21 protein-coding genes and 1 other RNA gene are annotated in these 25,642 nt (G+C 66.5%); 11 read left to right on the top strand and 11 right to left on the bottom strand.

Translation table 11 applies throughout. From position 1 onward, the window contains the following. Nucleotides 1-30: 30 nt before the first annotated feature. Nucleotides 31-1,647 carry a gamma-glutamyltransferase family protein gene (locus QZ471_RS04995; RefSeq protein WP_295461381.1) on the top strand — a complete coding sequence of 539 codons (1,617 nt, stop codon included), beginning with the start codon at nt 31-33 and terminating at the stop codon, nt 1,645-1,647. A 42-nt stretch (nt 1,648-1,689) separates the two neighbouring features. Here QZ471_RS04995 and QZ471_RS04990 read toward each other — a convergent pair whose 3' ends face one another. Next, nucleotides 1,690-3,183, bottom strand: coding sequence for an aldehyde dehydrogenase family protein (locus QZ471_RS04990; RefSeq protein ID WP_295461380.1), 1,494 nt, complete (start codon nt 3,181-3,183; stop codon nt 1,690-1,692). Nucleotides 3,184-3,454: 271 nt separating this feature from the next. On the opposite strand from QZ471_RS04990, the gene tynA reads away from it, so the two are divergent. Beyond that, nucleotides 3,455-5,785, top strand: coding sequence for a primary-amine oxidase (tynA, locus tag QZ471_RS04985; RefSeq protein WP_295461379.1), 2,331 nt, complete (start codon nt 3,455-3,457; stop codon nt 5,783-5,785). A gap of 64 nt (nt 5,786-5,849) precedes the next feature. Here tynA and feaR read toward each other — a convergent pair whose 3' ends face one another. Next, the gene (gene feaR, locus QZ471_RS04980; protein ID WP_295461378.1) at nt 5,850-6,764 is read right to left on the bottom strand and encodes a transcriptional regulator FeaR; all 915 of its coding nucleotides are present in this window, start codon (nt 6,762-6,764) and stop codon (nt 5,850-5,852) included. A gap of 452 nt (nt 6,765-7,216) precedes the next feature. Here feaR and QZ471_RS04975 point away from each other — a divergent pair, with 452 nt between their 5' ends. Further along, nucleotides 7,217-9,220, top strand: coding sequence for a methyl-accepting chemotaxis protein (locus QZ471_RS04975; protein ID WP_295461376.1), 2,004 nt, complete (start codon nt 7,217-7,219; stop codon nt 9,218-9,220). On the opposite strand, the gene QZ471_RS04970 is transcribed toward QZ471_RS04975, so the two are convergent. Continuing rightward, nucleotides 9,217-11,418, bottom strand: a complete 2,202-nt coding sequence (locus tag QZ471_RS04970; protein ID WP_295461374.1) for an OsmC domain/YcaO domain-containing protein — start codon at nt 11,416-11,418, stop codon at nt 9,217-9,219. The two genes, QZ471_RS04975 and QZ471_RS04970, sit on opposite strands and share 4 nt — an antisense overlap. A 110-nt stretch (nt 11,419-11,528) precedes the next feature. On the opposite strand from QZ471_RS04970, the gene QZ471_RS04965 reads away from it, so the two are divergent. Further along, nucleotides 11,529-11,604: non-coding RNA, sX9 sRNA (locus tag QZ471_RS04965), on the top strand. Nucleotides 11,605-11,674: 70 nt separating this feature from the next. On the opposite strand, the gene aroQ is transcribed toward QZ471_RS04965, so the two are convergent. Genes aroQ through QZ471_RS04935 form a run of 6 tightly spaced genes read right to left on the bottom strand, consistent with a single transcriptional unit; the run spans nt 11,675 to nt 15,983 of the window. After that, on the bottom strand, nt 11,675-12,121 hold the full coding sequence (gene aroQ / locus QZ471_RS04960; protein WP_295461372.1) for a type II 3-dehydroquinate dehydratase: 447 nt from the start codon (nt 12,119-12,121) through the stop codon (nt 11,675-11,677). An 8-nt stretch (nt 12,122-12,129) separates the two neighbouring features. Continuing rightward, nucleotides 12,130-12,948 carry a shikimate dehydrogenase gene (aroE, locus tag QZ471_RS04955; protein WP_295461371.1) on the bottom strand — a complete coding sequence of 273 codons (819 nt, stop codon included), beginning with the start codon at nt 12,946-12,948 and terminating at the stop codon, nt 12,130-12,132. Continuing rightward, nucleotides 12,945-14,177, bottom strand: coding sequence for a CaiB/BaiF CoA-transferase family protein (locus QZ471_RS04950; RefSeq protein ID WP_295461370.1), 1,233 nt, complete (start codon nt 14,175-14,177; stop codon nt 12,945-12,947). Before QZ471_RS04950 ends, aroE begins: the two co-directional genes overlap by 4 nt. Beyond that, nucleotides 14,174-14,632, bottom strand: a complete 459-nt coding sequence (locus tag QZ471_RS04945; protein WP_295461369.1) for a MaoC family dehydratase — start codon at nt 14,630-14,632, stop codon at nt 14,174-14,176. The genes QZ471_RS04950 and QZ471_RS04945 overlap by 4 nt, the downstream gene beginning before the upstream one ends. Nucleotides 14,633-14,640: 8 nt before the next feature. Further along, nucleotides 14,641-15,036 (bottom strand): VOC family protein, encoded by a 396-nt coding sequence (locus QZ471_RS04940; protein ID WP_295461367.1) that lies wholly within the window; start codon nt 15,034-15,036, stop codon nt 14,641-14,643. Further along, nucleotides 15,033-15,983 (bottom strand): 2-dehydropantoate 2-reductase, encoded by a 951-nt coding sequence (locus tag QZ471_RS04935; RefSeq protein ID WP_295461366.1) that lies wholly within the window; start codon nt 15,981-15,983, stop codon nt 15,033-15,035. The genes QZ471_RS04940 and QZ471_RS04935 overlap by 4 nt, the downstream gene beginning before the upstream one ends. Nucleotides 15,984-16,076: 93 nt before the next feature. On the opposite strand from QZ471_RS04935, the gene QZ471_RS04930 reads away from it, so the two are divergent. Beyond that, a complete protein-coding gene (locus QZ471_RS04930; RefSeq protein ID WP_295461363.1) occupies nt 16,077-16,979 on the top strand; it encodes a LysR family transcriptional regulator in 903 nt (300 codons plus the stop codon). Between the two features lie 17 nt (nt 16,980-16,996). On the opposite strand, the gene paaX is transcribed toward QZ471_RS04930, so the two are convergent. Further along, on the bottom strand, nt 16,997-17,920 hold the full coding sequence (gene paaX, locus QZ471_RS04925) for a phenylacetic acid degradation operon negative regulatory protein PaaX (protein ID WP_295461361.1): 924 nt from the start codon (nt 17,918-17,920) through the stop codon (nt 16,997-16,999). Nucleotides 17,921-17,997: 77 nt separating this feature from the next. Then, nucleotides 17,998-18,597 carry a phenylacetic acid degradation protein PaaY gene (gene paaY / locus QZ471_RS04920; protein ID WP_295461360.1) on the bottom strand — a complete coding sequence of 200 codons (600 nt, stop codon included), beginning with the start codon at nt 18,595-18,597 and terminating at the stop codon, nt 17,998-18,000. A gap of 471 nt (nt 18,598-19,068) precedes the next feature. On the opposite strand from paaY, the gene paaF reads away from it, so the two are divergent. From paaF to paaK, 6 genes are all read left to right on the top strand, one after another. Next, nucleotides 19,069-19,842 (top strand): 2,3-dehydroadipyl-CoA hydratase PaaF, encoded by a 774-nt coding sequence (paaF, locus tag QZ471_RS04915; protein ID WP_295461358.1) that lies wholly within the window; start codon nt 19,069-19,071, stop codon nt 19,840-19,842. 40 nt (nt 19,843-19,882) lie between these two features. After that, nucleotides 19,883-20,674 (top strand): 2-(1,2-epoxy-1,2-dihydrophenyl)acetyl-CoA isomerase PaaG, encoded by a 792-nt coding sequence (gene paaG / locus QZ471_RS04910; protein WP_295461357.1) that lies wholly within the window; start codon nt 19,883-19,885, stop codon nt 20,672-20,674. 1 nt (nt 20,675) lies between these two features. Then, nucleotides 20,676-22,193 carry a 3-hydroxyacyl-CoA dehydrogenase PaaH gene (gene paaH / locus QZ471_RS04905; RefSeq protein WP_295461355.1) on the top strand — a complete coding sequence of 506 codons (1,518 nt, stop codon included), beginning with the start codon at nt 20,676-20,678 and terminating at the stop codon, nt 22,191-22,193. After that, entirely contained in the window at nt 22,186-22,635 is a 450-nt protein-coding gene (gene paaI, locus QZ471_RS04900; protein ID WP_295461353.1) for a hydroxyphenylacetyl-CoA thioesterase PaaI, read from the top strand. The genes paaH and paaI overlap by 8 nt, the downstream gene beginning before the upstream one ends. Next, nucleotides 22,628-23,836, top strand: a complete 1,209-nt coding sequence (gene pcaF / locus QZ471_RS04895) for a 3-oxoadipyl-CoA thiolase (protein WP_295461351.1) — start codon at nt 22,628-22,630, stop codon at nt 23,834-23,836. Before paaI ends, pcaF begins: the two co-directional genes overlap by 8 nt. 260 nt (nt 23,837-24,096) lie before the next feature. Further along, entirely contained in the window at nt 24,097-25,416 is a 1,320-nt protein-coding gene (gene paaK, locus QZ471_RS04890; protein ID WP_295461349.1) for a phenylacetate--CoA ligase PaaK, read from the top strand. Nucleotides 25,417-25,642 lie beyond the last annotated feature (226 nt).

Here is a 25,642-nt window from a genome sequence, read left to right as displayed (position 1 = left end):
TCCCTAGGTCTTGAACCCAAAGAGCCTGCCATGCTGAATTTCTCCGCCCACGACTACCCCTATGCCTCGCAACGCCAGAGCGTCTTTGCCCGCAATGGCATGGTCGCCACCTCCCAGCCGCTGGCCGCCGAGGCCGGCATCGCCATGCTGCGCCAGGGCGGTAACGCCATCGACGCGGCCATCGCCACCGCCGCGGCCCTGACCGTGGTGGAGCCCACCGGCAATGCCATCGGCGGCGATGCCTTCGCCCTGGTCTGGGTCAAGGACAAGCTGCACGGCCTGGACGCCAGCGGTCATGCCCCGGCCAGCCTCGACATCGCCACGGTCAAGGCCGCCGGCCACGAACGCATGCCGGTGCACGGCTGGCTGCCAGTCACGGTACCTGGCTGCCCGGCGGCCTGGGCCGAGCTATCGCGGCGCTTCGGCAAGCTGCCCTTCGCCACCCTGTTCGAGCCCGCCATCGCTCTGGCCCGCGACGGTTTCCCGGTCTCGCCGGTGGTCGCCCACCAGTGGCGCATCGCCCAGGCCGAGTACCAGGCCAGCTGGGATAAGTCGCCCGAACTGGAAGCCTGGTTCGACACCTTCCTCATCGACGGTAAGGCCCCGGTCGCCGGCCAGCTGTTCCGCAACCCGGCCCAGGCGCGCACCCTGGAAGAACTGGCGCAGACCCAGTGCGAGAGCTTCTACCGCGGCGCCATCGCCCAGCGCCTGGCCGATCACGCCGCCGGCAGCGGTGGCCACCTGACCGCCGCCGATCTCGCCGGCTACCAGCCGCGCTGGGTGGAACCGATCAAGGTCGACTACCGCGGCTATCAGGTCTGGGAGATCCCGCCGAGCGGCCAGGGCCTGATCGCCCTCATGACCCTGAACATCCTCAAGGGTTACGACTTCGACCAGCGCGACAGCCAGCTCACCTGGCACCGCCAGCTGGAGGCCATGAAGAAGGCCTACGCCGACGGCCTGCACTACATTACCGACCCGGAGCACATGAGAGTCGCCGCCAGCCTGTTGCTGGACGATGCCTACGCCGAGCGCCGTCGCGCCGAGATCACCGACCAGGCCCAGGCGCCGCTGCATGGCGATCCCCAGGCCAGCGGCACCGTCTACATCGCCACCGCCGATGGCGAGGGCAACATGGTGTCCTTCATCCAGAGCGCCTACCACGGCTTCGGCTCCGGGGTGGTGCTGCCCGACAGCGGCATCGGCCTGCAGAATCGCGGCTCGGAATTCAGCCTGGACCCGGCCCACTCCAACGCCCTGGCCCCGGGCAAAAAGACCTTCCACACCATCATCCCGGGCTTCCTGACCAAGGGTGACGTGCCCATCGGTCCCTTCGGCGTCATGGGCGGCTACATGCAGCCCCAGGGCCATGTGCAGATGGTGATGAACCTGGTGGACTTCGGCCTGAATCCCCAGGCGGCGCTGGACGCCCCGCGCTGGCAGTGGCTGGGGGAGATGAAGGTCGGCATCGAACAGGCGGCTTCCCGCGCCCTGGCCAGCGGCCTGGCGCGCCGCGGCCACCAGATCGAGATCGCCCACGACTCCACCGACTTCGGCCGCGGCCAGATCATCGTCCGCGATCCGGAAACCGGCGTACTCTGCGGCGGCACCGAACCGCGCGCGGATTCCCATATCGCCGTGTGCTGAAGTGAAGGCCGACAGCCCCTGGGGCGGCCGGCCAGCCTTCGGTCAGTGGCGGATGCAGACCGACTTCTGCTCGGTATAGGCATCCAGCCACTGGGTGCCGAAGTCCCGACCCACGCCGGACTGCTTGTAGCCGCCGAACGGCAGGTTGGCGTCGATCAGGGTATGGCTGTTGACCCAGACGGTGCCGGCCTCCAGCCGCGGCACCAGGTCCAGGGCGGCATTGAGGTCGCGGGTCCAGAGACTCGCGGTCAGACCGAAGTCGCTGCCATTGGCCAGGCGTAGCGCCTCCTCGCGATCCGCCACGCGGATCAGGTTCACCACCGGCCCGAACACCTCCTCGCGGACCAGGCGCGCCGCCGCATCCGGATTGATCACCAGGGTCGGCGACACATAGTAGCCATCGCCAGAGGGCACCGCCTGGCCGGAGACCAGCTCGGCATGCTGGCGCGCCTCGTCCAGGTAGCCCTGCACCTTGAGCTGGTGCTCGCGGGACACCAGCGGATTGATCTGCGCGCCCATGTCCAGGCCGGGCCCGAGCGTCATCGACTTGACCGCCCCGGCCAACCGTTCGGCCAGGGTCTCGAAGATCGGCGCCTCGACATAGAGCCGCGAACTGGCCGCGCATACCTGACCCTGGTTCAGGAAGCTGCCCAGCATCAGGCCTTCCACGGTCTGCTGCAGGTCCGCATCGGCCAGCACGATCGCCGGATTCTTGCCGCCCAATTCCAGGGTGGTGTGAGTCAGACGATCCACCGCCACCCGGGCGATGGCCTTGCCGGTGGCGGTGGAGCCGGTGAAGCTGATCTTGCGCACCGCCGGATGGCTGGTGAGTGCCAGGCCGCAACTGGCGCCTCGGCCACAGACCACGTTGAACACGCCCGGCGGCACCCCCGCCTCGACCGCCAGTTCGGCCATGCGCAGCAGGGTCAGGGGGGTGGTCTCCGAGGGCTTGATGACGATGCTGCAGCCGGCGGCCAGGGCCGGCATCACCTTCCACATGCCGATCAGCAGCGGGAAGTTCCAGGGCAGAATGCCCGCCACCACGCCCAGCGGCTCGCGGCGGGTATAGGCGAGGTAGCGGGCGCCGGCCGGCAAGGGAATGGACACATCCAGGGTCTGGCCGGTGATCTTGGTGGCCAGGCCGGCGGCGTAGCGCATCCAGTTCAGCGCGCAGGCCACTTCGAAGCCCCGCGAGATGTTGATCGACTTGCCCTGCTCCAGCGTCTCCAACTGGGCCAGCTCTTCCGCATTGACCTCCAGCAGGTCGGCGTAGCGCAGCAGTATCCGTTCCCGCTCGGCGGGTAGCCGACGCGACCAGCTGCCACTCTCGAAGGCCGCTTGGGCCGAATGCACCGCGCGGTCGACCAGCGCCGCATCGGCGTCGGCGACCTGGGCGATGATCATGCCGGTAGCCGGGTCGTAGACCGGCAGGGGAGCACCGCCTTCGATGACCGGGCGGCCGTCGATGAAGGAGCCATGGTCGCGTGCGACGAAGGCCTTGACCTCATCCAGCAGGGCAACGAGTTGAGTCGACATGGGGGGATCCTCTTGTGGAGAGACGTCGCCGCCGTGGCGCGACAACGTACGAAGTTCCCCACGAGGTTAGGCGAGCAGGCTGCCCGGCCGGCTTGCCCGGCGTGCCAGAACGCTCCGTCCGGCTGCCAACCCGCCCACCCGGTCTATCGACGCTGGCTCGACGGGCCGAGCGGCAGGCAAATACAGCGGGTTGGCAGCCGTTCTAACTAGCGGCGCTAGAACTTGTAGCACATTGGGTCACCGCTCCCCTGCAAACCTGGAGACCTATCGCATGAGCAAGGAACGAGCACTACCCGCGTTGCGCACCCTGGCGCCCTATTCGCTGGCCGCCTGTCTGCTGGGCGGCAGCCTGCTGGGTTGGACCAGCACCGCCCAGGCCCACGGCGCGGCCGCCGAGATGGTCCCGCTGCGCAGCACCCTCGAAGACTTCGGCGCCACGGTGCGCTGGAACGACTACACCCAGGTTTTCACCCTGGTCAAGGACGGCGCCTACGTCGAGGTCAAGCCGAACAGCAAGGTCGCCCTGGTCAACGGCAAGCGCCTGGAACTGCACGCGCCCGTGGTGTTTCGCCATGGCGAGGCCTATGTCTCCAAGGAATTCATCAACGACGTCTTCCAGTCGCGACTGGATCAGACCTTCCAGATCGAACGCACCCCTCACCCGCTGAATCCGCTGACCGCCAACGAGATCGACAGCGTGGTCAAGGCCATCAAGGCCTCGCCGCACTACCAGGACGACCTGCGCTTCGCCCGCATCGCCCTGCGCGAGCCGCCCAAGGACCAGGTATGGAATTTCGTGCTGCATGGCCAGCCGGTCAGCGTCGATCGCCAGGCCAACGTCTCCATGCTCGAAGGCAAGCACGTCATCGAAGCGGTGGTCGACCTCAAGACCCAGCAGGTGACCAGCTGGACGCCCATCGAAGGCGCCCACGGCATGGTGCTGCTGGATGATTTCGCTACCGTGCAACAGGTCATCGAGAACAGCCCCGAGTACGCCCAGGCCCTGGCCAAGCGCGGCATCACCGACATCAAGAACGTGGTGGCGACCCCGCTCACGGTGGGCTACTTCGACAACAAGGACGGCCTCACCCAGGACAAGCGCCTGCTCAAGGTGGTCAGCTACCTGAATACCGGCGACAACAACTATTGGGCTCACCCGATCGAGAACCTGGTGGCGGTCGTCGATCTGGAACAGAAGAAGATCGTCAAGATCGAGGACCAGGGCGTCATCCCCGTCCCCATGAAGCCCAACTCCTACGACGTCGCCGGTACCGGCAAGCCGCTCAAGCCGATGCACATCATCGAGCCCGAGGGCAAGAACTACACCATCACCGGCAACAGCATCCGCTGGGGCAACTGGGACTTCCACGTCCGCCTGGACCAGCGGGTCGGCCCGATCTTCTCCACCGTCACCTACAACGATCACGGCAAGAAGCGCCAGATACTGTACGAAGGCTCCCTGGGCGGCATGATCGTGCCCTACGGCGATCCGGACGTCGGCTGGTACTTCAAGGCCTACCTCGACTCCGGCGAATACGGCATGGGCACCCTGACCTCGCCGCTGGCCCGCGGCAAGGATGCACCGGACAACGCCGTGATGCTGGAGAACACCCTGCCGGACTTTACCGGCACGCCGGTCAAGATCCCCAACTCCATCGCCGTGTTCGAGCGCTACGCCGGCCCCGAGTACAAGCACCAGGAGATGGGCAAGCCCAACGTCAGCACCGAGCGGCGCGAACTGGTGGTGCGCTGGGTGAGCACGGTGGGCAACTACGACTACATCTTCGACTGGGTCTTCCAGCCCAACGGCACCTTCGGCATCGACGCCGGCGCCACCGGTATCGAAGCAGTGAAAGGCGTACGCTCTAAAACGGTGCATGATGCCACCGCGAAGAACGACACCCGCTACGGTACCCTGATCGACCACAACATCGTCGGCACCACCCACCAGCACATCTACAACTTCCGTCTCGACCTGGACGTGGATGGCGAGAAGAACACCCTGACCGAGGTCGACCCCATCGTCGCCCCCAACACCGCTGGCGGTCCGCGCACCAGCACCATGCAGACCGAGACCCGGCTGGTGGACACCGAGCAACAGGCCGCGCAGAAATTCGATCCGGCCACGGTGCGGTTGCTGATCAACCCCAACAAGGAAAACCGCATGGGCTATCCAGTGGGTTACCAGCTGATTCCCTATGCCGGTGGCACCCATCCCATCGCCAAGGGCGCCAATTTCGCCAAGGACGAATGGCTCTACCACCGCCTGAGCTTCATGGACAAGCAGATCTGGGTCACCCGTTACAAACCCGACGAGTTCTACCCGGAAGGTACCTACCCGAACCGCTCCAACAGCGACACCGGCCTGGGCGCCTTCACCAAGGACAACGAGTCGATCAAGGACACCGACGACGTGGTCTGGTTGACCACCGGCACCACCCATGTGGCCCGGGCGGAAGAATGGCCGATCATGCCGACCGAATGGGTGCACGTGCTGCTCAAGCCGTGGAACTTCTTCGACCAGACGCCTTCGCTGGGCTTTGCACCGGACGCCCCCAAGGCAGCGGCGGCCCGGCAAGACGGCAAGGCCCAGTCGCTGTAAGCGGTGATGGACGCCTGGGGACATCCCAGGCGTCTACGACATCCGCGGTCAGGCAGTCCGCAGCCTAGGCATAGCGCTTGCGATACTCTCCGGGCGACGCGCCAAAACGCGTCTTGAAGGCGGTGAAGAAATGGCTCGAATCGGAAAATCCGTATTCCAGGCCCAGGCTCGACAGCTTGGTCTCGCCCCGGGGATTGCGCAGCGCCTCGGCGCACAGGTCCAGCCGGCGATTGCGGATGTACTGCGACACCCCCACGCCCTTCTTGGCGAACAGCCGATACAGCCCGCGCGTGGAGGCGCCGACGGCTCGCGCCACGCGCTCGGGGCAGAGGTCTTCCTCGACGAGGTGGGTATCGATGTAGGCCAGGGCTTTCTCGAACAGCCGCGTATGGCTATCGCTCTCTTCCTGGGTACCGCCCAGCGCCGGCTTGAGCAAGGCCACCAGGGCATCCAGGGTGGCTTCGCTGTCGTACAGATCCCAATGCTGCTGGCGCCGGATCTCATGCAGCAGCGAATTGGCCAGCATCGCCAGAGGCGTCTGGGCGGCGATCCGCCGGGCACAGGCGAGCTGGGTGAAGCGCATGCTTCTGGCCAGCACCTGGTGCGGCAGGATCAACGAGAACTGGCGCGAATGCTCCGGAAAGCTCAGGGCACTGGGGCGGCTGGCATCGAGCAGGGTGATGTCACCCTGGGTCAGGGCCACGCGCTGCCCATCCTGCTCCAGCAGACACTGCCCCTCGAGTTGGAATACCGCATAGCAATGGGCATTGCTGCCGGCGTTGAGTTCGCGCGCGCTGCGATAGAGATGGACCTGCCGAGCCGCGACCTCGCTGAGCCGAATCGCACCCTGCTGGAATTCCTGGATGCTGCCGATGAAGCTGGACCCCAGCGTCTTGGCGCCGAAGTCGCCACAGACCTGATTGATCTGCGCCAGCCAGTATTGGAAACCTTCGTCCTGTGCCTGGATTGCACTGCTCATGACGTCTCGCCTCTGTCTTTTTCTTGTCGACGCACACCGGCCCCTGTCCATCCTGATGGAACACTCAAGATAACCTGGTTCGGGTGTCACGCCGCCGGCTCATACGAAGCAGGCTTCATGCCAAGCCGTCAGGGAGCGCCCAGTCGCGAGTGCCATCCGCGCTCCTCCGCGAACGGGCGCCCCCGCCATCCTCAGTCACCTTCGCCCAGTAAAGGGCCTGACGTGGCCCGAAGCTGGCGGTCCGCCGACGGACGGCCAGGTCGTCCATACCGGCGGATCGGCCGTCAGCCCCTACCTTCGCTGCGCCGTCGGGCCCAAACCAATCGTCTGCCTAGACCGCGCCCTACCCGTCCAGGCCTCTACCACAAGGCTTAGCGAACCTTGACGCTCAAGATCGGCGGATTGCTGCCGCCATATTAATCATCTCCCTTATTGTGCTAAGAGGTAGCTCCATGACCATCCTGCCCGTCCGCCTCGCCGATCGTCTGAAGGTGGGCATCCTCGGCCTGCTGGCGTTGACCGCCATCGCGGTCTATACCGTCATGGCGCTGGGCGCCAAGCCCATGCTGGTGGAGGCCGGAACCCGCTCCGCCGAGGAGAGCGCCGCGGCCATCGCCGGCCACCTCGCGGCCAACCTGCAGGAGGTGCAAGGCACCACCGCGGCCATGGCCCGAGTGGCGGAGCGCCTGCCCCACGACGTGGAGCTGACCAAGGGCGTCTTGGAGAACATCCTCCAGCAGAGCAGCAGCGAGATCGCCAGCGGCGGCCTGGCCCCCTTGCCGAACGCCTTCACCCCCGGGGTCGAACGGCGCTCCTTCTTCTGGTCCCGCGATGCCCAGGGCCGGATGGTGTTCTCCGACGGCTACAACGCACCGGACCTACCGCCCTACTACCAGGAACCCTGGTTCGTCGCTGCGCGCAACGGCAAGCCGGGCACCTGCGTCTGGTCGGAAGCCTATCGCGATCCGGTGACCGGCGTGGACATGACGACCTGCAGCATCGGCTATCGGGACGCCAAGGGAGAATTCGCCGGGGTGGCCACCCTCGATCTGAAGTTGGCCGGATTGTCGGCCTTCCTCGCGCAACAGAGCCGTGACGCGGGCAGCTACGTCTTCGCGCTGGACGGCGCCGGCAACGTGCTCTACTTCCCCGATCTATCCAGCGGCGACAAGGGCTTGCCGAATCTGAGTGGGCTGGTCGGACAGAATCCCTGGTTCAAACCGGTCGCCGATCGCGTGGCCAACCTCGGTGACCAGCCCACCACACTGTACCTGGCGCAAGACCAGCGACTGGGCGGCCCGTCCTACGTCACCCTGCTGCCCATGGCCGATACCGGCTGGCGAATCGGCCTGGCCAACGCCGACAGCGTTGTGACCGGCATGGCCACCCGCCTGACCCAGCTGATGCTGCTGCTCCTGCTGCCCTCGCTGGGGGCGTTGCTGGGCCTTGCCTGGTTGGCCAGTCGCCGACTGCTCACCCAGCTCAACGAGACCACCGCCCAGATCGAGCGTCTTGGCCAGGAAGGCATGCACGCCAGCGAGCTGGACATCCGCCGTCCCGATGAAATCGGCCAATTGCGCCTGGCGGTCAACCATTACGCCGGCTCGCTGCGCCAGATGCTGCAGCGCATCGCCGGTGACGCCGTAGCCCTGGAACGGCAGGCGGTGGAATTGGCCAAGCTCTCCGACGGCCTGGCCGAACGGGCCGAACAGCAACGCGAAGACAACACCCTGCTCGCCACCGCCATCACCGAGATGTCGGCCAGCGCCGGCGAGGTGGCCCATAACACCACCGACTGCTCGGATACCGCCCGTCAGTCACTGAGCACCGTGCAGAATGGCCAGCATCAACTGCAGCGCAGCAACGCGGTCCTGCAGGGCCTGGCCAGCGACATCGGCGGCGCAGCCACGGCCATCGTCGCCCTGGGCGCCGACATCGAGCGAGTCGGCAGTGTGCTCGCCGTGATCAAGTCCATTTCCGAGCAAACCAACCTCCTGGCGCTCAATGCGGCCATCGAGGCGGCGCGCGCCGGCGAGCAGGGTCGCGGCTTCGCCGTGGTGGCCGACGAGGTGCGTACCCTGGCTGGCCGTACCCAGGCATCGGCCAACGAGATCCAGGACATGATCGCCAAGCTCCGCCAGGCCTCCAACACCGCCGTCGCGACCATGCAGGACGGCGTGCGCGGCACCGAGACGGCGGTCCACGAGGCGACCAGCGTCTCGAGCACCCTGGACGGTACCGTGGCCAGCTTCGACGACATCGTGCAGCGCGCCCAGCAGATCGCCGTGGCCGCCCAGGAGCAGAGCCACGTGACCCAGGAGATCAACGAGCTGGCGATCCGTATCCACACCTCCAGTGAGGAAGGCGCTCAGGCCGCCGGCACCTTGCGCAACCTGGGCCGGGAGATCAAGGCACTGTCCTCGCGCCTGACCGCCCTGAGCCAGGGCAACGGCTAGCCGGCGATCCCGGCCGCCCTGGCCCGCGCCGCGTGCAGCTTGCGATAGCTGTCGATCAATCGCAGATGCTTGTCGATGCCTTCCAGCTTCAGGCTGGTGGGCGTCAGACCGTGGAAGCGCACCTCCCCCGACACCGAACCCAGGGCGGCGTCCAGCCGCTCGTCGCCGAACATGCGCCGGAAATTGACCTCGAAGTCGGCCAGCTCCAGTTCGTCGTCCAGTTCCACTTCCAGCACCGCATTGAGCGCCTGGTAGAACAGGCCACGCTCCAGGGTGTTGTCGTTGAACTGCAGGAAGGTCTCCACCTCTTCCTTGGCCTCTTCGAACTGCTCCAGTGCCAGGTGGATCAACAGCTTCAGCTCCAGCACGGTGAGCTGGCCCCAGACGGTGTTCTCGTCGAATTCCACGCCGATCAGGGTGGCGATACGGGTGTAGTCGTCCACCTGGGTATCGTCCAGGCGTTCCAGCAGGGATTCCAGCGCCGCATCGTCCAGCCGGTGCAGGTTGAGGATGTCCTCGCGCACCGCCAGAGCCTTGTTGGTGTTGTCCCAGATCAGGTCCTCGACCGGATAGATCTCCGAATAGCCCGGCACCAGGATGCGGCAGGCCGGCGCGCCCAGTTCCTCGTACACCGCCATGTAGGCTTCCAGGTCCCGCTCGGCGAGGATGCCGAACAGGGTGGCGGCCTCCTGGGCGGTGGCGTCTTCGCCCTCGCTGGAGAAGTCCCAGTCGACGAACTCATGGTCGGCCTTGGCACTGAAGAAGCGCCAGGAGACCAGGCCGCTGGAATCGATGAAGTGCTCGACGAAGTTGTTCGGCTCCATCAGCGCCTGGCTCTCGAAGGTCGGCTGCGGCAGGTCGTTGAGGCCCTCGAAGCTGCGGCCCTGCAGCAACTCGGTGAGGCTGCGCTCCAGGGCGATCTCCAGGCGCGGATGGGCGCCGAAGGAGGCGAACACCCCACCGGTGCGCGGATTCATCAGGGTCACGCACATCACCGGGAATTCACCGCCCAGGGAGGCATCCTTGACCAGCACCGGGAAGCCCTGGGCCTCCAGGCCACGGATGCCCTCGACGATGGCGGGATAGCGCGCCAGTACCTCGTCGGGAACGTCGGGCAGCGCCAGCTCGCCTTCGAGGATCTCGCGCTTCACCGCCCGCTCGAAGATTTCCGACAGGCACTGCACCTGGGCTTCGGCCAGGGTGTTGCCGGCGCTCATGCCGTTGCTGAGGTAGAGGTTCTCGATCAGGTTCGAGGGAAAATACACCACCTCGCCGTCGGACTGACGCACGAAGGGCAAGGAGCAGATGCCGCGGGCCACATTGCCGGAGTTGGTGTCGTACAGGTGCGAGGCGCGCAGTTCGCCTTCCGGATCGTAGATCTTGCGGCAGTAGCGGTCGAGGATCTCCCGGGGCAGCGCATCCTTGGGACCCGGCTGGAACCAGCGCTCGCTGGGGTGGTGGACGAAGGCGGCGTTGCCGATGGCCTCGCCCCAGTATTGGTCGTTGTAGAAGAAGTTGCAGTTGAGGCGCTCGATGAACTCGCCCAGCGCCGAAGCCAGGGCCGCCTCCTTGGTCGCGCCCTTGCCGTTGGTGAAGCACAGCGCCGACTGCACATCGCGCAGGTGCAGCGACCAGACATTGGGCACGATGTTGCGCCAGGAGGCGATCTCCACCTTCATGCCCAGCTCGGCGAGGATGCCCGAGAGCTTGGCGATGGTCTCTTCCAGCGGCCGATCCTTGCCCGGGATGTAGGTCTGGCTGCCGTTGTCGCTGGGCAGCAACAGCGCCTGGGCGTCGGCGTCCAGGTTCTCCACCGCTTCGATGATGAAATCCGGGCCGGCCTGCACCGCCTTCTTCACCGTGCAGCGGTCGATGGACCTCAGGATGCCCTGGCGATCCTTGTCGGAAAGGTCCGCCGGCAACTCCACCTGGATCTTGAAGGTCTGCTTGTAGCGATTTTCCGGGTCGACGATGTTGCTCTGCGCCAGGCGGATGTTGTCGGTGGGGATATCGCGGGTCTGGCAGTAGAGCTTGACGAAATAGGCCGCGCAGAGCGCCGAGGACGCCAGGAAATAGTCGAAGGGCCCCGGGGCTGAGCCATCGCCCTTGTAGCGAATGGGCTGGTCGGCGATCACCGAGAAGTCGTCGAACTTGGCCTCGAGCCTCAGGTTGTCGAGAAAATTGACCTTGATTTCCATGTACAGCGTTCCGGACGGCAGACGAATTGGCCGCCATTATCCCGGCTAAGAGCAGCTAACAAAACTACTGCGCGTCCGCCAGACGGGCGCGTGCAGTGCTCGGAATCCTCATGTACCACTTGTACACTCCGGTTCCTGCGCGCCGCGCGCACCCGCCTGACAACCGCTCGCGACGTTTTGTTAGCCGCTCTTCGAGCCGCCAGGGATACGCACCTCGTCGTCGCGGCTGCCCTATCCCTGATTGTCGCTGGTGCGACTAGCCCTGCTGGCGGGCCGCCGCGCTGACCACCGCGCGCAACCCGAGCAGGTAGCTGTCCACCCCGAAGCCGGCGATCTGCCCCAGCACGATCTCGGCGAATACCGAGTGATGGCGGAAGCTTTCCCGCGCGTGGATGTTGGACATATGCAGTTCCACCACCGGTACGGTGAGGATCGCCAGGGCGTCGCGGATGCCGTAGCTGTAGTGGGTCCAGGCGCCGGCGTTGATCAGCACGCCATCGACGCCGTCTTCGAAGCCCCGATGGATGCGCTCGACCATCTCCCCTTCGTGATTGGTCTGGAAGCTTTCCACCTCGACACCGAGCTCCGCGCCCAGGGCTGCCAGCTTGGCGTCGATCTCGGCCAGGGTCACGGTGCCGTACTGCACCGGATCGCGCTTGCCGAACATGTTGTGGTTGATACCGTGCAACATCAGGATCTTCATGGGTCCGCTCACTGCAAGGGAATGGTCAGTTGGTCGATGACCGGCCGGGTCTCGGGGCGCACGCCGCGCCACCAGGCGAAGGCTTCGGCGGCCTGCTCCACCAGCATGCCCACGCCGTCCGCCAGTTGAGGCACGCCCTGTTCCTGCGCCAGGCGCAGGAAGGGCGTCAGTCCTTTGCCATACGCCAGCTCATAGGCCAGCGCCGCCTGGGCGAAGACACCCGCCGGCACCGGCGGCAATTCGCCGACCAGGCTGGCCGAGGTGGCGTTGATCACCAGGTCGAAGCTCTCCCCCGCCAGCGCCTCGTAGCTGCGCACGCTGAGCAGCGGATGATCGATCTCCTGGGCGAGCCCTGTGGCCTTCTGCCCATCGCGATTGACCATCACCAACTGCGCCGGCCCGGCCGCGAGGAAGGGCAACAGCGCGCCCCGTACCGCGCCGCCGGCGCCCAGCAAGAGCACACTCTTGCCGGCCAGGGGCTGGCCGAGATTGACCTCGATGTCGCGCAGCAGGCCGATGCCATCGAAGTTCTCCGCCAGCACCTGCTCACCCTCGAACTTCAGCGCATTGGCCGCCTTGGCCAGGCGCGCCCGCTCGCTGGGCTCGGTGGCCAGCTGGAAGGCCTGCAGCTTGAAGGGCGCCGTGACGTTCAGGCCACGCCCGCCCTGGGCGCGAAAGCGCTGCACGTCACCGGCGAAGTCCTCCAGCGAGCCTTCGATGGCGCCGTATTCCAGGTCCTGGCCGCTGGTCGCGGCGAACAGGCCATGGATGAGGGGCGACTTGGTGTGATTGATCGGGCGGCCGATCACCGCGTATTGGTCGGTCATGCGGAGGGCTCCTGGCTGAACAGCACGCCGTCGGCCTGCAGCCGGGCGATGTCTTCCGCGCTATAGCCCAGGCTTTGGGCCACGGCGACATTGTGCTCGCCGAGGTCCGGCGCCACCTGCTGGATGGTGGTGTCGCACTCGGAAAAGCGGAACGGCAGATTGGGCATCCGCAAGGTGCCGAAGCGCGGATGCTGCTGCTCCTGGATCATGCCGCGCGCCTTGATCTGCGGGTCCTCGATCACCTCGTCGATGCGCTGCACCTTGGCGCAGGGCACGTCGATCTCGTCGAGCAGCGATAGCAGCCGCGCGACCGGATTGGCCGCCACCCAGGCCTTGACGATGGGCAGGATGGCTTCGCGATGGGCATTGCGGCCGGTGGAACTGTGGAAGCGAACATCGCTGCCGAAGCCCGGCTGACCCGCGTCCCGCTCGACCAGCGCGGCGAAGCGCTTCCAGGAGTCGTCCACCTGGGCGGCGATCACCAGGTCGCCGTCCTGGGCGCGGAACACGCCATAGAGCGTCGAGGTGGGCATGTCGTGGCCGGTCTGCTGCGGCAGGATCTCGCCGCCGGACAGGGTGTAGCACTGCACCGCGTATTCGTGCATGGACACCAGGGTGTCGTACAGCGCCATGTCGATGTGTTGGCCGCGACCGCTGCTGACCCGGCCGAGCAACGCCGCGTTGATGGCGGCCACCGCATGGGCGCCGGTGTACATGTCGCCCAGGGAAATCCGCAGCAGCGGCGGCGCCTCGCCGGGCGTGCCGACCATCTGCATGATGCCGCTCTTGGCCTCGGCGATCAGGCCGAAGCCGGCGCGATGGGCGTCGGGGCCGGTATGGCCATAGGCGGAAATCGAGCAGTAGACCAGCCGCGGATTGCGCGCGGACAACTCCTGGTAACCCAGGCCGAGCTTGTCCAGGGCGCCGGGCCGGTAGTTCTCGATGAAGACGTCGGCGCTGTCGCACAGCTGCTGCATGAAGGCCTTGCCGCGCGGGTCCTTCATGTTGACGCTGACACCCTGCTTGCCCATGTTGAGTTGCAGGAAATAGCCGCTCTGATGGTCATCGAGGACGAAGGCGTGCTGGCGACCGGCATCGCCGCTGCCAGGGCGCTCCACCTTGATCACCTCGGCGCCCAGCGCCGCCAGGCAGCGCCCCACGTAGGGGCCAGCAAGGAAGTGGCTGTAGTCGATGACCCTCAGGCCCTGCAGCGGTAGCGGCTGGCTCATAGCGCACCCTCCCGCCGCGGCACCATCAGGCGGTGCTCGCCGCGCTGGACGACCTCGCCCTTCTGGTTGATCAGCTCGGACGGCAGCACCACGATGCCCCAGCCCGGCTTGCTCTTGCTGGGTCGCATGGACCCAACGCGCAGCTTCACGTGCAACTCATCGCCGACGCGGATCGGCAGGAGGAAGTCCCAGGTCCAGCCCAGCGACATCCCCGGCAGGAAGCGATAGTCGCATTGGGTCTTCAGCCCATCGGCGATGGACAGCCCCATCAGGCCATGGGCGACCAGGCCGCCGAAGTGACTGGCGTTGGCGTATTCCTCGTCGACGTGGACCGGGGTGTGGTCGCCGGTGAGGTCGGCATAGGCCAGGATGCGTTCCTTGGTGACCTGGTAGCTCGGCGTGATCGCCTCATCACCCTCGCGGGCGTCCTCGAAGTATTTTTCTTGTATGGTCATGGTCGCTGTCACTCGGTTTGCCGGGCATTGACGGCCAGGGCTTCGTGCACGGCGCTGGCGGGCACGGCCTGGATGAATTCCAGCGCCAGGCCATCCGGCAGGCGCAGCCAGTTGTGGCCCTGGGGCATTTCCTCCACCCCCTCGAAGCGGCGCGCGGCGGCCAGGGCGGCGTCGAGGTCCTCGCACATCAACCCCAGGTGGCCCAGGCGCCCCTCGGGGCCGGCGAAATCCGGCTTGCTCATGAACTGCATGCCGCCCAGCGTCCAGTACTGGGTGGGCTCCTCCAGGGTGCCGTGCACCTCGCGCAGGGTCATGCCGAACACCTCGTGGAAGAAGCGAATGTGCCAGTGGATGTCCTTCACCCAGATGGCCACGTGTTCCAGATAGGCCTTGGGAATGCTCATGATGTGGCGTCCTCTTGTTGTCGGTCGGCCATGGCCCGCTCGATGCCCTTGATGCAGGCGACCAGCGTGGCATTGACCGGGGTCGGTACGCGGTACTGCTGGCCAAGCCGCACCACCGCGCCATTGATGAAGTCGATTTCGGTGATGGAGCCCTTCTGCAGGCTTTGCAGCATGGAGGTCTTGAACGACGGCGCCAGCCCCTCGCGGGCCAGTTGCCAGGCCGCTTCCGGCTCCTGCAGCCCCAGCTCGACCCCGGCGGCGCGCGCCACGGCGATAGCTTCGGCGACCGCCTGCAGGGCGATGTCGCGCAGCAACGGCTCGCTATAGAGCTGGCCGTAGGTGAGCTGGGTGATACCGGTGAGGGCCCCGGTGGCGACGTTCACCTGCAGCTTGTCCCACAGGATGCCGCGGATGTTGCCGCTGACCGTGGTGGCGAGGCCCGCGCCGCCGAAGGCCTCGGCGACCGCGTGGACCCGCGGCGTGAGCTGGCCGTCGAGTTCGCCGATGAGGGTCTGCTTGCCCGCCACCCCGCTGCGGATCCGTCCCGGTCCGAGCAGCACGCCACCGACATAGGTCTTGCCGGCGATCACCCGCTCGCGGCCGACGATTCCGGTCAGCAATTCCTCATGACCCAGGCCGTTCTGCAGCGACAGCACCAGGGTCTCGGGACCGACCAGCGCCAGCGCCTGCTGCATGGCCTCGGCAGTGGCGAAGGACTTGACCAGCACCACCACCAGATCGACCACGCCGATGGCCTCGGCGGCCACCGCCGCGCGGACCTGAACCCGGCGACTGCCGTCGGGCGTCTCGACCTCCAGGCCGTCCCGGCCGATGGCTTCGATATGGGCATTGGGCCGATTGAGCAGCCAGGTGTCGTGCCCCGCTTCGCTCAGCCAGGCACCGAAGGTACTGCCCAGCGCGCCAGCGCCGAGGATGCAGATTCTCATGGGATCAAGGCTCCTTGTTGAGCCCCTACCCTAGGCCCAGCGGCCACCTTGAGCTATACAATGAACTCAATTCACCCATCAGGAATTCTGATAATGCCAGCCAGCGACGGCCTGCCGGAACCCAAGCTACTGCTGCTGTTCGAGGTGCTCTACAGCACCGGCAGCGTCACCCGGGCCGCCGAACAACTGGGCCAGAGCCAACCCACCATCAGCCTCTGGCTGGGCAAGCTGCGCCAGCAGCTGCGCGATCCGCTGTTCGTGCGCACCCCCGGCGGCATGAAGCCCACGCCCCAGGCCGAGGCCCTGATCACCCCCTGCCGGGAAGTGCTGGAATCCCTGCGCCGTCTGGTGGACTGGGAAGTCGCCTTCGATCCGGCGACCGCCCAGCGGCTGTTTCGCCTCTGCCTGAGCGACGCCAGCCATATCACCCTGCTGCCGCGCCTGCTGGAACGGTTGCGCGAGATCGCCCCGGGGGTACGCCTGGAGCTGGCGCGGATCGACGGCCACACCGAGCAGGCACTGGAGATCGGCGAAGCGGACCTGGCCATCGGCTTCATTCCCTGGCTGGGGGGCGGCATCTACCAGCAGGTGCTGTTTCCCCAGGAGTGGGTCTGCCTGGCCGGCCCGACGCACCCGCGCATCGACGGTCGGCTGACGGTCTCGGACTACCAGCGCGAAGGCCATGTCCAGGTCAGCGCCGGTACCGGCCAGAAGCTGCTGGAGGCCGGTCTGGTGCGAGCGGAGACGAAACGCCGGATCGTACTGGAGCTGCCCGGCTTCCTCGGCGTCGGCGCGGTGATCCAGAGCACCGACCTGCTGGTGACTCTGCCGCGGCACATCGGCCAGACGCTGGCCGACACCTATGGCCTGCAGGTGCTGGAATGCCCGGTGCCCATCGAGGGTTTCACGGTCAAGCAGCACTGGCATGCCCGCTATCACCAGGATGCCGGCAACCGCTGGCTGCGCGGCGTCCTGGTGGAGTTGTTCGGGAGATGACTCGCCCGGCGGCGGCCCTAGGCAAGGCCGCCGAAACGCCGGTAGAAGCCTTCGTTCATCTCCGGCAACGGACCGTCGGCGGTTTCCAGTACCCGGCCCAGGTAGGTTTCGGCCGGCAGGGCGATCAGGCGGTAAAGATTGCGGCACAGCTGGCGGGCGGCACGTCCCTCCCAGTCGGCGGGCAAGAGTTCGTCCGGCAACTGCGGATCGCGCAGCACCAGCTTGCGGTACTCGTGGATCAACAGCAGGCGGACCAGGAAACACTCCTGAGCATCGAGCGTCGCCCTTTCGCTCAGGGATTGCCATAGCGGGCGGAACTGGGCGATGAAATCCCGGTAGTGCTCGCCGAGTTCATCCAGCCGCCAGCTGTCGCGCACCTGCAGCCGCATGGCGCGCGAGGCGAGCACCTCCTGGCCGCGGGTCTCGAAGATGATGCTGTCCTCCAGTACACCCAGCTCGCTCAGGGTGGTGGTGACATCGGCCCGGTCACTGCGCGGACACGCCAGGGTATTCGCCGCCAGAGCGCCAAAACCCTGCCATTCAAGCTCCTCCCGGACCCGCTTGCGCGCGTCCACCGGGACCTGCGACAGCAGCACGATCAGCCAGGTGCCATCCCAGGCGGTCGGCGCCCCGCTGTAGACCCGCTTGAACGCCTTCTCGAAACGCCGGCGCCCGGAACCGGTGAGACTGTAATAGCTGCGCCGGCCGACCTTCATCGCGGTCAGCCACTCTTCCTTGGCCAGCCGGAACACGGAGGTGCGTACCAGTCGCTCGTTGATGCCCATGGGTTCGAGCAGGCTGAACAGGCTGCCGAGCCACACGGTCCCACCCCGCGGCTCGATGACGTCGCCATAGAGGGTGACGATGAGCGAACTGGCGCGCACCAGTCCGTTCTGCTGAAACCGGGCAATCAGTTGATCGAGCTGGGGATGGCTACTCATGGGCACTGGCACGACGGAAGAAGCCGCGACTATACCCGCCCGGCGCCGAAGCTGACCATGGAACGCCCGCAGATCGCTCAAGGCGTGGCGGGCGCTTTGGGCCGGAAGCCATCATCGGCCGACCGGGGACGGTTTTCCTCCACGGCGGCGAGCGGTGCGCACTCCACCAGGCCCTGCCGGCAGCGCTGCGCCAGCGCCTGATACTCGGCAGTACCGCGTTGCTTCCAGGCCAACTCCGCTTCGCTCAGGCTGCGAACGACCGTGGCCGGCGATCCCATCACCACGCTCAGGGGCGGGCATTCGAAGCCGGCCTTGACGAAGGCAGTGGCCGCCACCAGGCAACGTTCGCCGATCCGGGCGTTGTCCATCACCACCGCATTCATACCCACCAGGCTGTCGGCACCGATGTGACAGCCATGCAGCACCGCACCATGACCGATGTGGCCATTGCGACCGACCACCGTATCGCTGGCGGGAAAGCCATGCATCACGCAGGTGTCCTGCAGATTGGCTCCCTCCTCCAGCACGATGCGCCCGAAGTCGCCGCGCAGCGCCGCCAGGGGGCCGACGTAGCAGCCGGGGCCGACGATGACGTCGCCGATCAGGACGGCGGTGGGATGCACATAGGCGCTGGGATCGACGACGGGAACCAGACCATCGAGGCTGTAGCAGGGCATAGCGGGTACCTCTCCGAAAAGCGCGCCAACCGACCTTGAGCGAAGACCCGACCAGGCACGGCAATTGGCCAGAGGTCCCTTGCCCGGCGTGCGATTCGTGGTTTCAAGGTCCACTCGCCGCCGGGGAAACACTGCCGGCCATCCAACCCGGCGCTTAATTTGTATCATATATACAGAAATCGACCATAGATTAGTATCACGATGGCTCTTTCTCGACCGTAGGGAACCGGTCTCTGGGTTGCCCCTACCACTCCACTTCATCATAACGAGGCGCACAGACTGGCTAGGGTCACGCGCCAACGCCACGCCCACAAAAGGACACATTAATTAATTTTTAACTTGCCATTCGGTATCATATAAAGCCTATACTCGAAACGACAGGGCCGTTAACGCAAGCCCTGGCTGCTGCAGAACCAGAACAACACCAAGAAAGACTCGGCCGCGAGCCGTGCCTGCCGCCAAGGAGTTCCCATGCCGCGCACCCTGATCGTGCAGCCGCCGGAAAAGGGCGTAAGCCTGATAACCCTCCACCGCCCCGAGGCCCTGAACGCCCTTTCCACCGAGCTGCTCGGTGAGCTGGCGGAAGCCCTCGACCTCGCCGAAGGGGATTCCGCCACCGGCGCGGTAGTCATCACCGGTAGCCGCAAGGCCTTCGCCGCCGGCGCCGACCTCATGGAAATGGCCGAACGAGACCTGGTCGGCGTGCTGCAAGACCCCCGCGTTCGCCACTGGCAGCGCATTGCCGCTTTTTCCAAACCCCTCGTCGCCGCGGTCAACGGCTTCGCCCTCGGCGGCGGCTGCGAACTGGCCATGCATGCCGACATCCTCATCGCCGGACGCGATGCCCGCTTCGGCCAGCCCGAGATCAATCTCGGCATCATTCCCGGCGCGGGTGGCACTCAACGCCTGCTGCGGGCGGTCGGCAAGTCGCTGGCCATGCAGATGGTGCTCACCGGCGAAGCCATAGATGCGCGGCATGCCCAGCGCGCCGGCCTGGTCAGCGAAGTCACCGAACCCGAACTGACCGTCGAGCGTGCGCTGCAGATCGCCCGCACCATCGCCGGCAAGGCGCCGCTCGCGGTACGGCTCGCCAAGGAGGCGCTGCTCAAGGCCCAGGACCTGGATCTCGCCAGTGGACTGCGCTTCGAGCGCCATGCCTTCACCGTGCTGGCCGGCACCGCCGACCGCCACGAGGGCATTCGTGCCTTCCAGGAAAAACGTCCCCCGCGGTTCACCGGCCGGTGAGCCCTGCCTAGCCCTCTGCCTTCCCCCTGGAGCGAGCCCCATGACCTTCGAACACCTGCTGTTCTCCATCGAAGACGGCGTTGCGCTGCTCAGCCTGAACCGACCGGAGCAGCTCAACAGTTTCAATCCGCAGATGCATCTGGAGCTGCGCGAGGCCCTCAAGCAGGTACGCCAGACCCCCGAGGTGCGGGTGCTGCTGCTGACCGGCGAAGGGCGCGGCTTCTGCGCCGGCCAGGACCTGTCCGATCGCAACGTCGCCCCCGATGCGGCGATGCCCGACCTTGGCGCCTCCATCGAGACCTACTACAACCCCCTGATCCGCACCTTGCGTGACCTGCCGATGCCGGTGATCTGCGCAGTGAACGGTGTCGCCGCGGGCGCCGGGGCGAACATCCCGCTGGCCTGCGACCTGGTACTGGCGGCACGCTCGGCGAGCTTCATCCAGGCCTTCTGCAAGATCGGGCTGATTCCCGATTCGGGCGGTACCTGGACACTGCCGCGCCTGGTCGGCATGGCGCGGGCCAAGGCCCTGGCACTGCTGGGGGAGCGGCTTTCCGCCGAACAGGCCGCCGACTGGGGACTGATCTATCGCGTGGTGGAGGATGCCGAACTGCGGGAAGAAGCGCTCAAACTGGCACGTCACTTGGCGACCCAGCCCACCTACGGGCTCGCATTGATCAAGCGCAGCCTGAACGCCAGCTTCGATCACAGCTTCGACGAGCAGCTGGAGCTGGAGCGAGACCTGCAGCGCCTGGCCGGGCGCAGCGACGACTATCGGGAAGGTGTCAGCGCCTTCATGGCCAAACGCACCCCTACCTTCAAGGGCCGCTGAGATGACCGCGCTCCCCCACACCGCCGCGGTCGCCGTGATCGGCGCCGGCGCCATGGGTGCCGGTATCGCCCAGGTCGCCGCCCAGGCCGGCCATCCCGTGCAGCTCTACGATAACCGCCCGGGCGCCGCCGCCCAGGCCGTCGCCGGCATCACGCAGCAACTCGACCGCCTGGTAGCAAAGGGCAAACTGGACGCTACCCAGCGCCAGGCCATCGTCGCCCGCCTGCAGCCGGCCGACGCCCTGGCGGCCCTCGCCGATGCGCAGCTGGTCATCGAGGCCATCGTCGAGAGCCTGGCGATCAAACGCGAGCTGTTCGCCCAGCTGGAGGCCGTCTGCAGTCCTGACTGCATCCTGGCCAGCAACACCTCCTCGCTGTCCATCACCGCCCTGGCCGCCGGTCTTGTACGACCGGAGCGGGTGATCGGCCTGCATTTCTTCAACCCTGCGCCGCTGATGGCGCTGGTCGAGGTGGTCAGTGGCCTGGCTACGCCCCCCGCCCTGATCGAGACGCTGCTGGCGACGGCCCGGCAATGGGGCAAGCGTCCGGTACGGACCCGCTCCACCCCCGGCTTCATCGTCAACCGCGTCGCCCGCCCCTTCTACGCCGAAAGCCTGCGAATGCTGCAGGAAGGTGCCGCCGACTGCGCCTCGCTGGACGCCGTGCTGCGCGACGCCGGTGGCTTCCGCATGGGCGCCTTCGAACTGACCGACCTGATCGGCCATGACGTCAACTACGCGGTCACCTGCTCCGTTTTCGAGGCCTACCATGGCGATCCGCGCTTTCAGCCGTCGCTGATCCAGAAAGAACTGGTCGACGCCGGACGCCTGGGGCGCAAGAGTGGCCGCGGCTTCTACGACTATGCCGAGGGCGCTGACCGCCCTACGCCGGTCGAGCTGACCAGCGCCGCCCGCTGCGAAGCCGTGGTGGTGGAAGGCGAACTCGGCGTCGCCCAGGCATTGGTCCCGCGCCTGCTGGCAGCCGGCATCCCCGTCACCGCCCGTGCAGGCAGCGGTCTGTTGCGCGTCGGCGATGCGATCCTGGCCCTGAGCGACGGACGCCTGGCCAGCGAGCGCGCCCGCCAGACCGGCCTGCGCAACCTGGTGCTCTTCGATCTTGCACTGGACTACGGCTCGGCTACCCGCCTAGCCATAAGTTGGGCGGCGGACACCCCCCCTGCCGCCCTGGACCAGGCGATCGCCCTGCTGCAGGGCGCTGGCTTCCAGGTAACGCCCATCGCCGACCTGCCGGGCCTGCCGGTGCTGCGCACCGTGGTCATGCTGGCCAACGAGGCGGCCGATGCCGTGCTGCACCAGGTCGCCTCGGCGGCGGACGTGGACCTGGCCCTCTGCGCCGGCGTCAATTATCCCCAGGGCCCCCTGGCCTGGGCCGATGCCATCGGCGTGGGCCACGTTCTCGCCACCCTGGAAAACCTGCAGCGCAGTTACGGCGAGGAGCGTTATCGCCCCTCCCTGCTGCTGCGCCGCGCCCAGGCCGAAGGGAGATGCCTGCATGCCTGACTCGACACCCGCCGCGCTGGCCGAAGCCTGCGCCCAGACCCTGCTCAGCCGGGATCGCGCGTCGCGCAAGCTGGGCATGCGGCTGCTCGACGCCGCCCCCGGCAGCGCGAGCCTGGCCATGCTGGTCACGGTGGACCATCTGCAGGGCTACAACACCTGCCACGGCGGCCTGCTCTTCGCCCTCGCCGACTCGGCCTTCGCCGTCGCCTGCAACAGCTATGACGAAGCGACAGTGGCCAGCGGTTGCAGCATCGATTTCATCGCGCCGGCCTTTCCGGGCGATGAGCTGGTGGCCAGCGCCAGCGAACAGAGTCGTCGCGGTCGGACCGGCCTGTACGACGTGCGTATCGAAAACCAGCAGGGCCAACTGATCGCCCTGTTCCGCGGTAGATCCTACAAGGTGCACGGCCCGGTGCTGGCACAGGAGACCCTAGATGACTGACGCCTTGATCATCGACGCCCTGCGTACCCCGGTGGGACGCTATGCCGGCGCCCTTTCCAGCGTGCGTGCCGACGACCTCGCCGCCATCCCCCTGCGGGCGCTGCGCGAGCGTCATCCCGGACTGGACTGGAACGCCATCGACGATGTCATCCTCGGCTGCGCCAACCAGGCCGGTGAAGACAACCGCAACGTGGCGCGGATGGCGGCCCTGCTGGCCGGACTGCCGGTCACGGTGCCAGGCACCACCCTCAACCGGCTCTGCGGTTCGGGCCTGGATGCCGTCGGCACTGCGGCACGTGCTCTGCGCTGCGGCGAAGCCGAGTTGATGCTGGCCGGCGGCGTGGAATCCATGTCGCGAGCGCCCTTCGTGATGGGCAAGGCCGAGAGCGCCTTCGACCGCCGCGCCGAGATGTTCGATACCACCATCGGCTGGCGCTTCATCAATCCGGCGCTGGCCGCCGACTTCGGTACCGACTCCATGCCGGAGACGGCGGAGAACGTGGCCGCCCAGTTCGGCATCTCCCGCGCGGACCAGGATGCCTTCGCCCTGCGCAGCCAGCAGAAGGCCGCCGCCGCCCAGGCCCGCGGGCGCCTGGCACGGGAGATCGTGCCGGTGAGCCTGCCGCAGCGCAAGGGTGAGCCGCGGCTGGTCACCCAGGACGAGCATCTGCGCCCCGACACCACCCCTGAACAGCTAGCTCGCCTGGGGACCCCATTCCGCCAGGGCGGCAGCGTCACCGCCGGCAATGCCTCGGGGGTCAATGACGGCGCCTGCGCGCTGCTGCTGGCCAATCGCGTCGCCGCCGCCCGCCACGGCCTGCGACCACGGGCCCGGGTCCTGGGCATGGCCACCGCCGGGGTCGAACCGCGCATCATGGGCATGGGTCCGCTGCCGGCCACGCTCAAGGTGTTGGAACTCACCGGCCTGCGCCTGGCCGACCTGGACGTGATCGAACTCAACGAGGCCTTCGCAGCCCAGGGCCTGGCGGTACTCCGAGAGCTGGGCCTGGCGGACGACGATCCCCGGGTCAATCCCAACGGTGGTGCCATCGCCCTCGGCCACCCGCTGGGCATGAGTGGCGCGCGCCTGGTCACCACCGCCCTGCACGAGCTGGAGGAGATCAATGGCCGCTACGCCCTGTGCACTATGTGCATCGGCGTCGGCCAGGGCATAGCGCTGGTCATCGAACGCTTGCCTTAGCCGCGGTGACAGCGCCGTATCGGTACACCTAGGTTCTGTACGAAAAATCGCCGAGCGAAGGTCAGGCGAGGCGAAAAAGGCTGAGGAAGCGGAGTTTACGAGCGGTAAATGAGCATTGCGACCGGGCTGGCGATCCAGGCCTTTTTCAACGAAGCATCACCAAGCGCAGGCATTTTTCGTACAGAGCCTAGGAAACGCCGGGTGGCGCCCCACCCGGTCACGCTCTGGTAGACGACTCACAACAACAATCGAGTGACGCCATGAACATGCATTTCGACGCGGACCGTGCCCTGCTCGACCCCCTCGAGACCGCCAGCATCGACGCCCTGCGCCAGCACCAACTGGAGCGTCTGCGCTGGAGCCTGAAACACGCCTACGACAACGTCTCGCTCTACCGCCAGCGCTTCGACGCCGCCCAAGTTCACCCGGACGATCTGCGCTCCCTCGATGACCTGGGCCGCTTTCCCTTCACCGGCAAGAGCGATCTGCGCGACAACTACCCCTATGGCATGTTCGCCGTCCCCCAGAGCGAGATCGTCCGGCTGCACGCCTCCAGCGGCACCACCGGCAAACCCACAGTGGTCGGCTACACCCAGAACGACATAGACACCTGGGCCGGCGTCGTGGCCCGCTCGATCCGCGCCGCCGGCGGACGCAAGGGGGACAAGGTACATATCGCCTACGGCTATGGCCTGTTCACCGGTGGCCTGGGTGCCCATTATGGGGCCGAGCGGCTGGGCTGCACGGTCATCCCCATGTCCGGCGGCCAGACCGAGAAACAGGTCCAGCTGATCCGCGACTTCCAGCCCGACATCATCATGGTCACCCCCTCCTACATGCTCAACCTGGCCGACGAGATCGAGCGCCAGGGCATCAATCCGTACGACCTGCGGCTGCGCCTGGGCATCTTCGGCGCCGAACCCTGGACCGCCGAACTGCGCCGCGCCGTGGAAACCCGGCTGGGCATCGAGGCCCTCGACATCTATGGCCTGTCCGAGATCATGGGACCCGGCGTGGCCATGGAGTGCGCCGAGACCAAGGATGGCCCGACGGTGTGGGAAGATCATTTCTATCCGGAAATCATCGATCCACTCACCGGGGCGGTGCTGCCAGACGGCGAATACGGCGAGCTGGTGTTCACTTCCCTGTCCAAGGAAGCGCTACCGATGATCCGCTACCGCACCCGCGACCTGACCCGACTGCTGCCGGGCACCGCGCGTCCCATGCGCCGCATCGACAAGATCACCGGGCGCAGCGACGACATGCTGATCATCCGCGGCGTGAACGTCTTCCCGACGCAGATCGAGGAACAGGTAGTGAAGTTGGGCTCCCTGGCCGAGGTCTACGAGATCCATCTGTCACGCCAGGGCAACCTGGACAGCCTCGACGTACACGTGGAGCTCAAGCCGGAACTCCAGCACCTGGCACCCGAGCAACAGCAGCAGATCGCCCAGGAGCTGGGACGCCGGATCAAGACTCATATCGGCATCAGCGCCAAGATCCAGTTGCTACCCTGCCAAAGCCTCAAGCGCTCGGAAGGCAAGGCCTGCCACGTCTACGACCGCCGCAAGCAGGCCTGAAAGCCCGAGATACGCCCGACCTCCGCGCGCCCGCGTTCGCCGAAAAGCGCTACAGGTATAAACAGTCTTAAAGCCATCTTAGTATCCTTATCGAAACAGGCCGAGGGAACTCGCGATCCTGCCGCTCGTGCGTATCCCCGCAAAAATCGGCAAAAAATCCGTTTAAGTAGAGCCACGCCCATCCGGCGGATAGCCAGCAGCAGGCCCTACCAAAAATTTACGACAC

Origin of the sequence: uncultured Pseudomonas sp. (assembly GCF_913774235.1) — a bacterium.
Lineage (GTDB): Bacteria > Pseudomonadota > Gammaproteobacteria > Pseudomonadales > Pseudomonadaceae > Chryseomonas.
The sequence above is the reverse complement of the archived record's forward strand: the minus strand, read 5'-3'. Positions and strand labels throughout refer to the sequence as shown.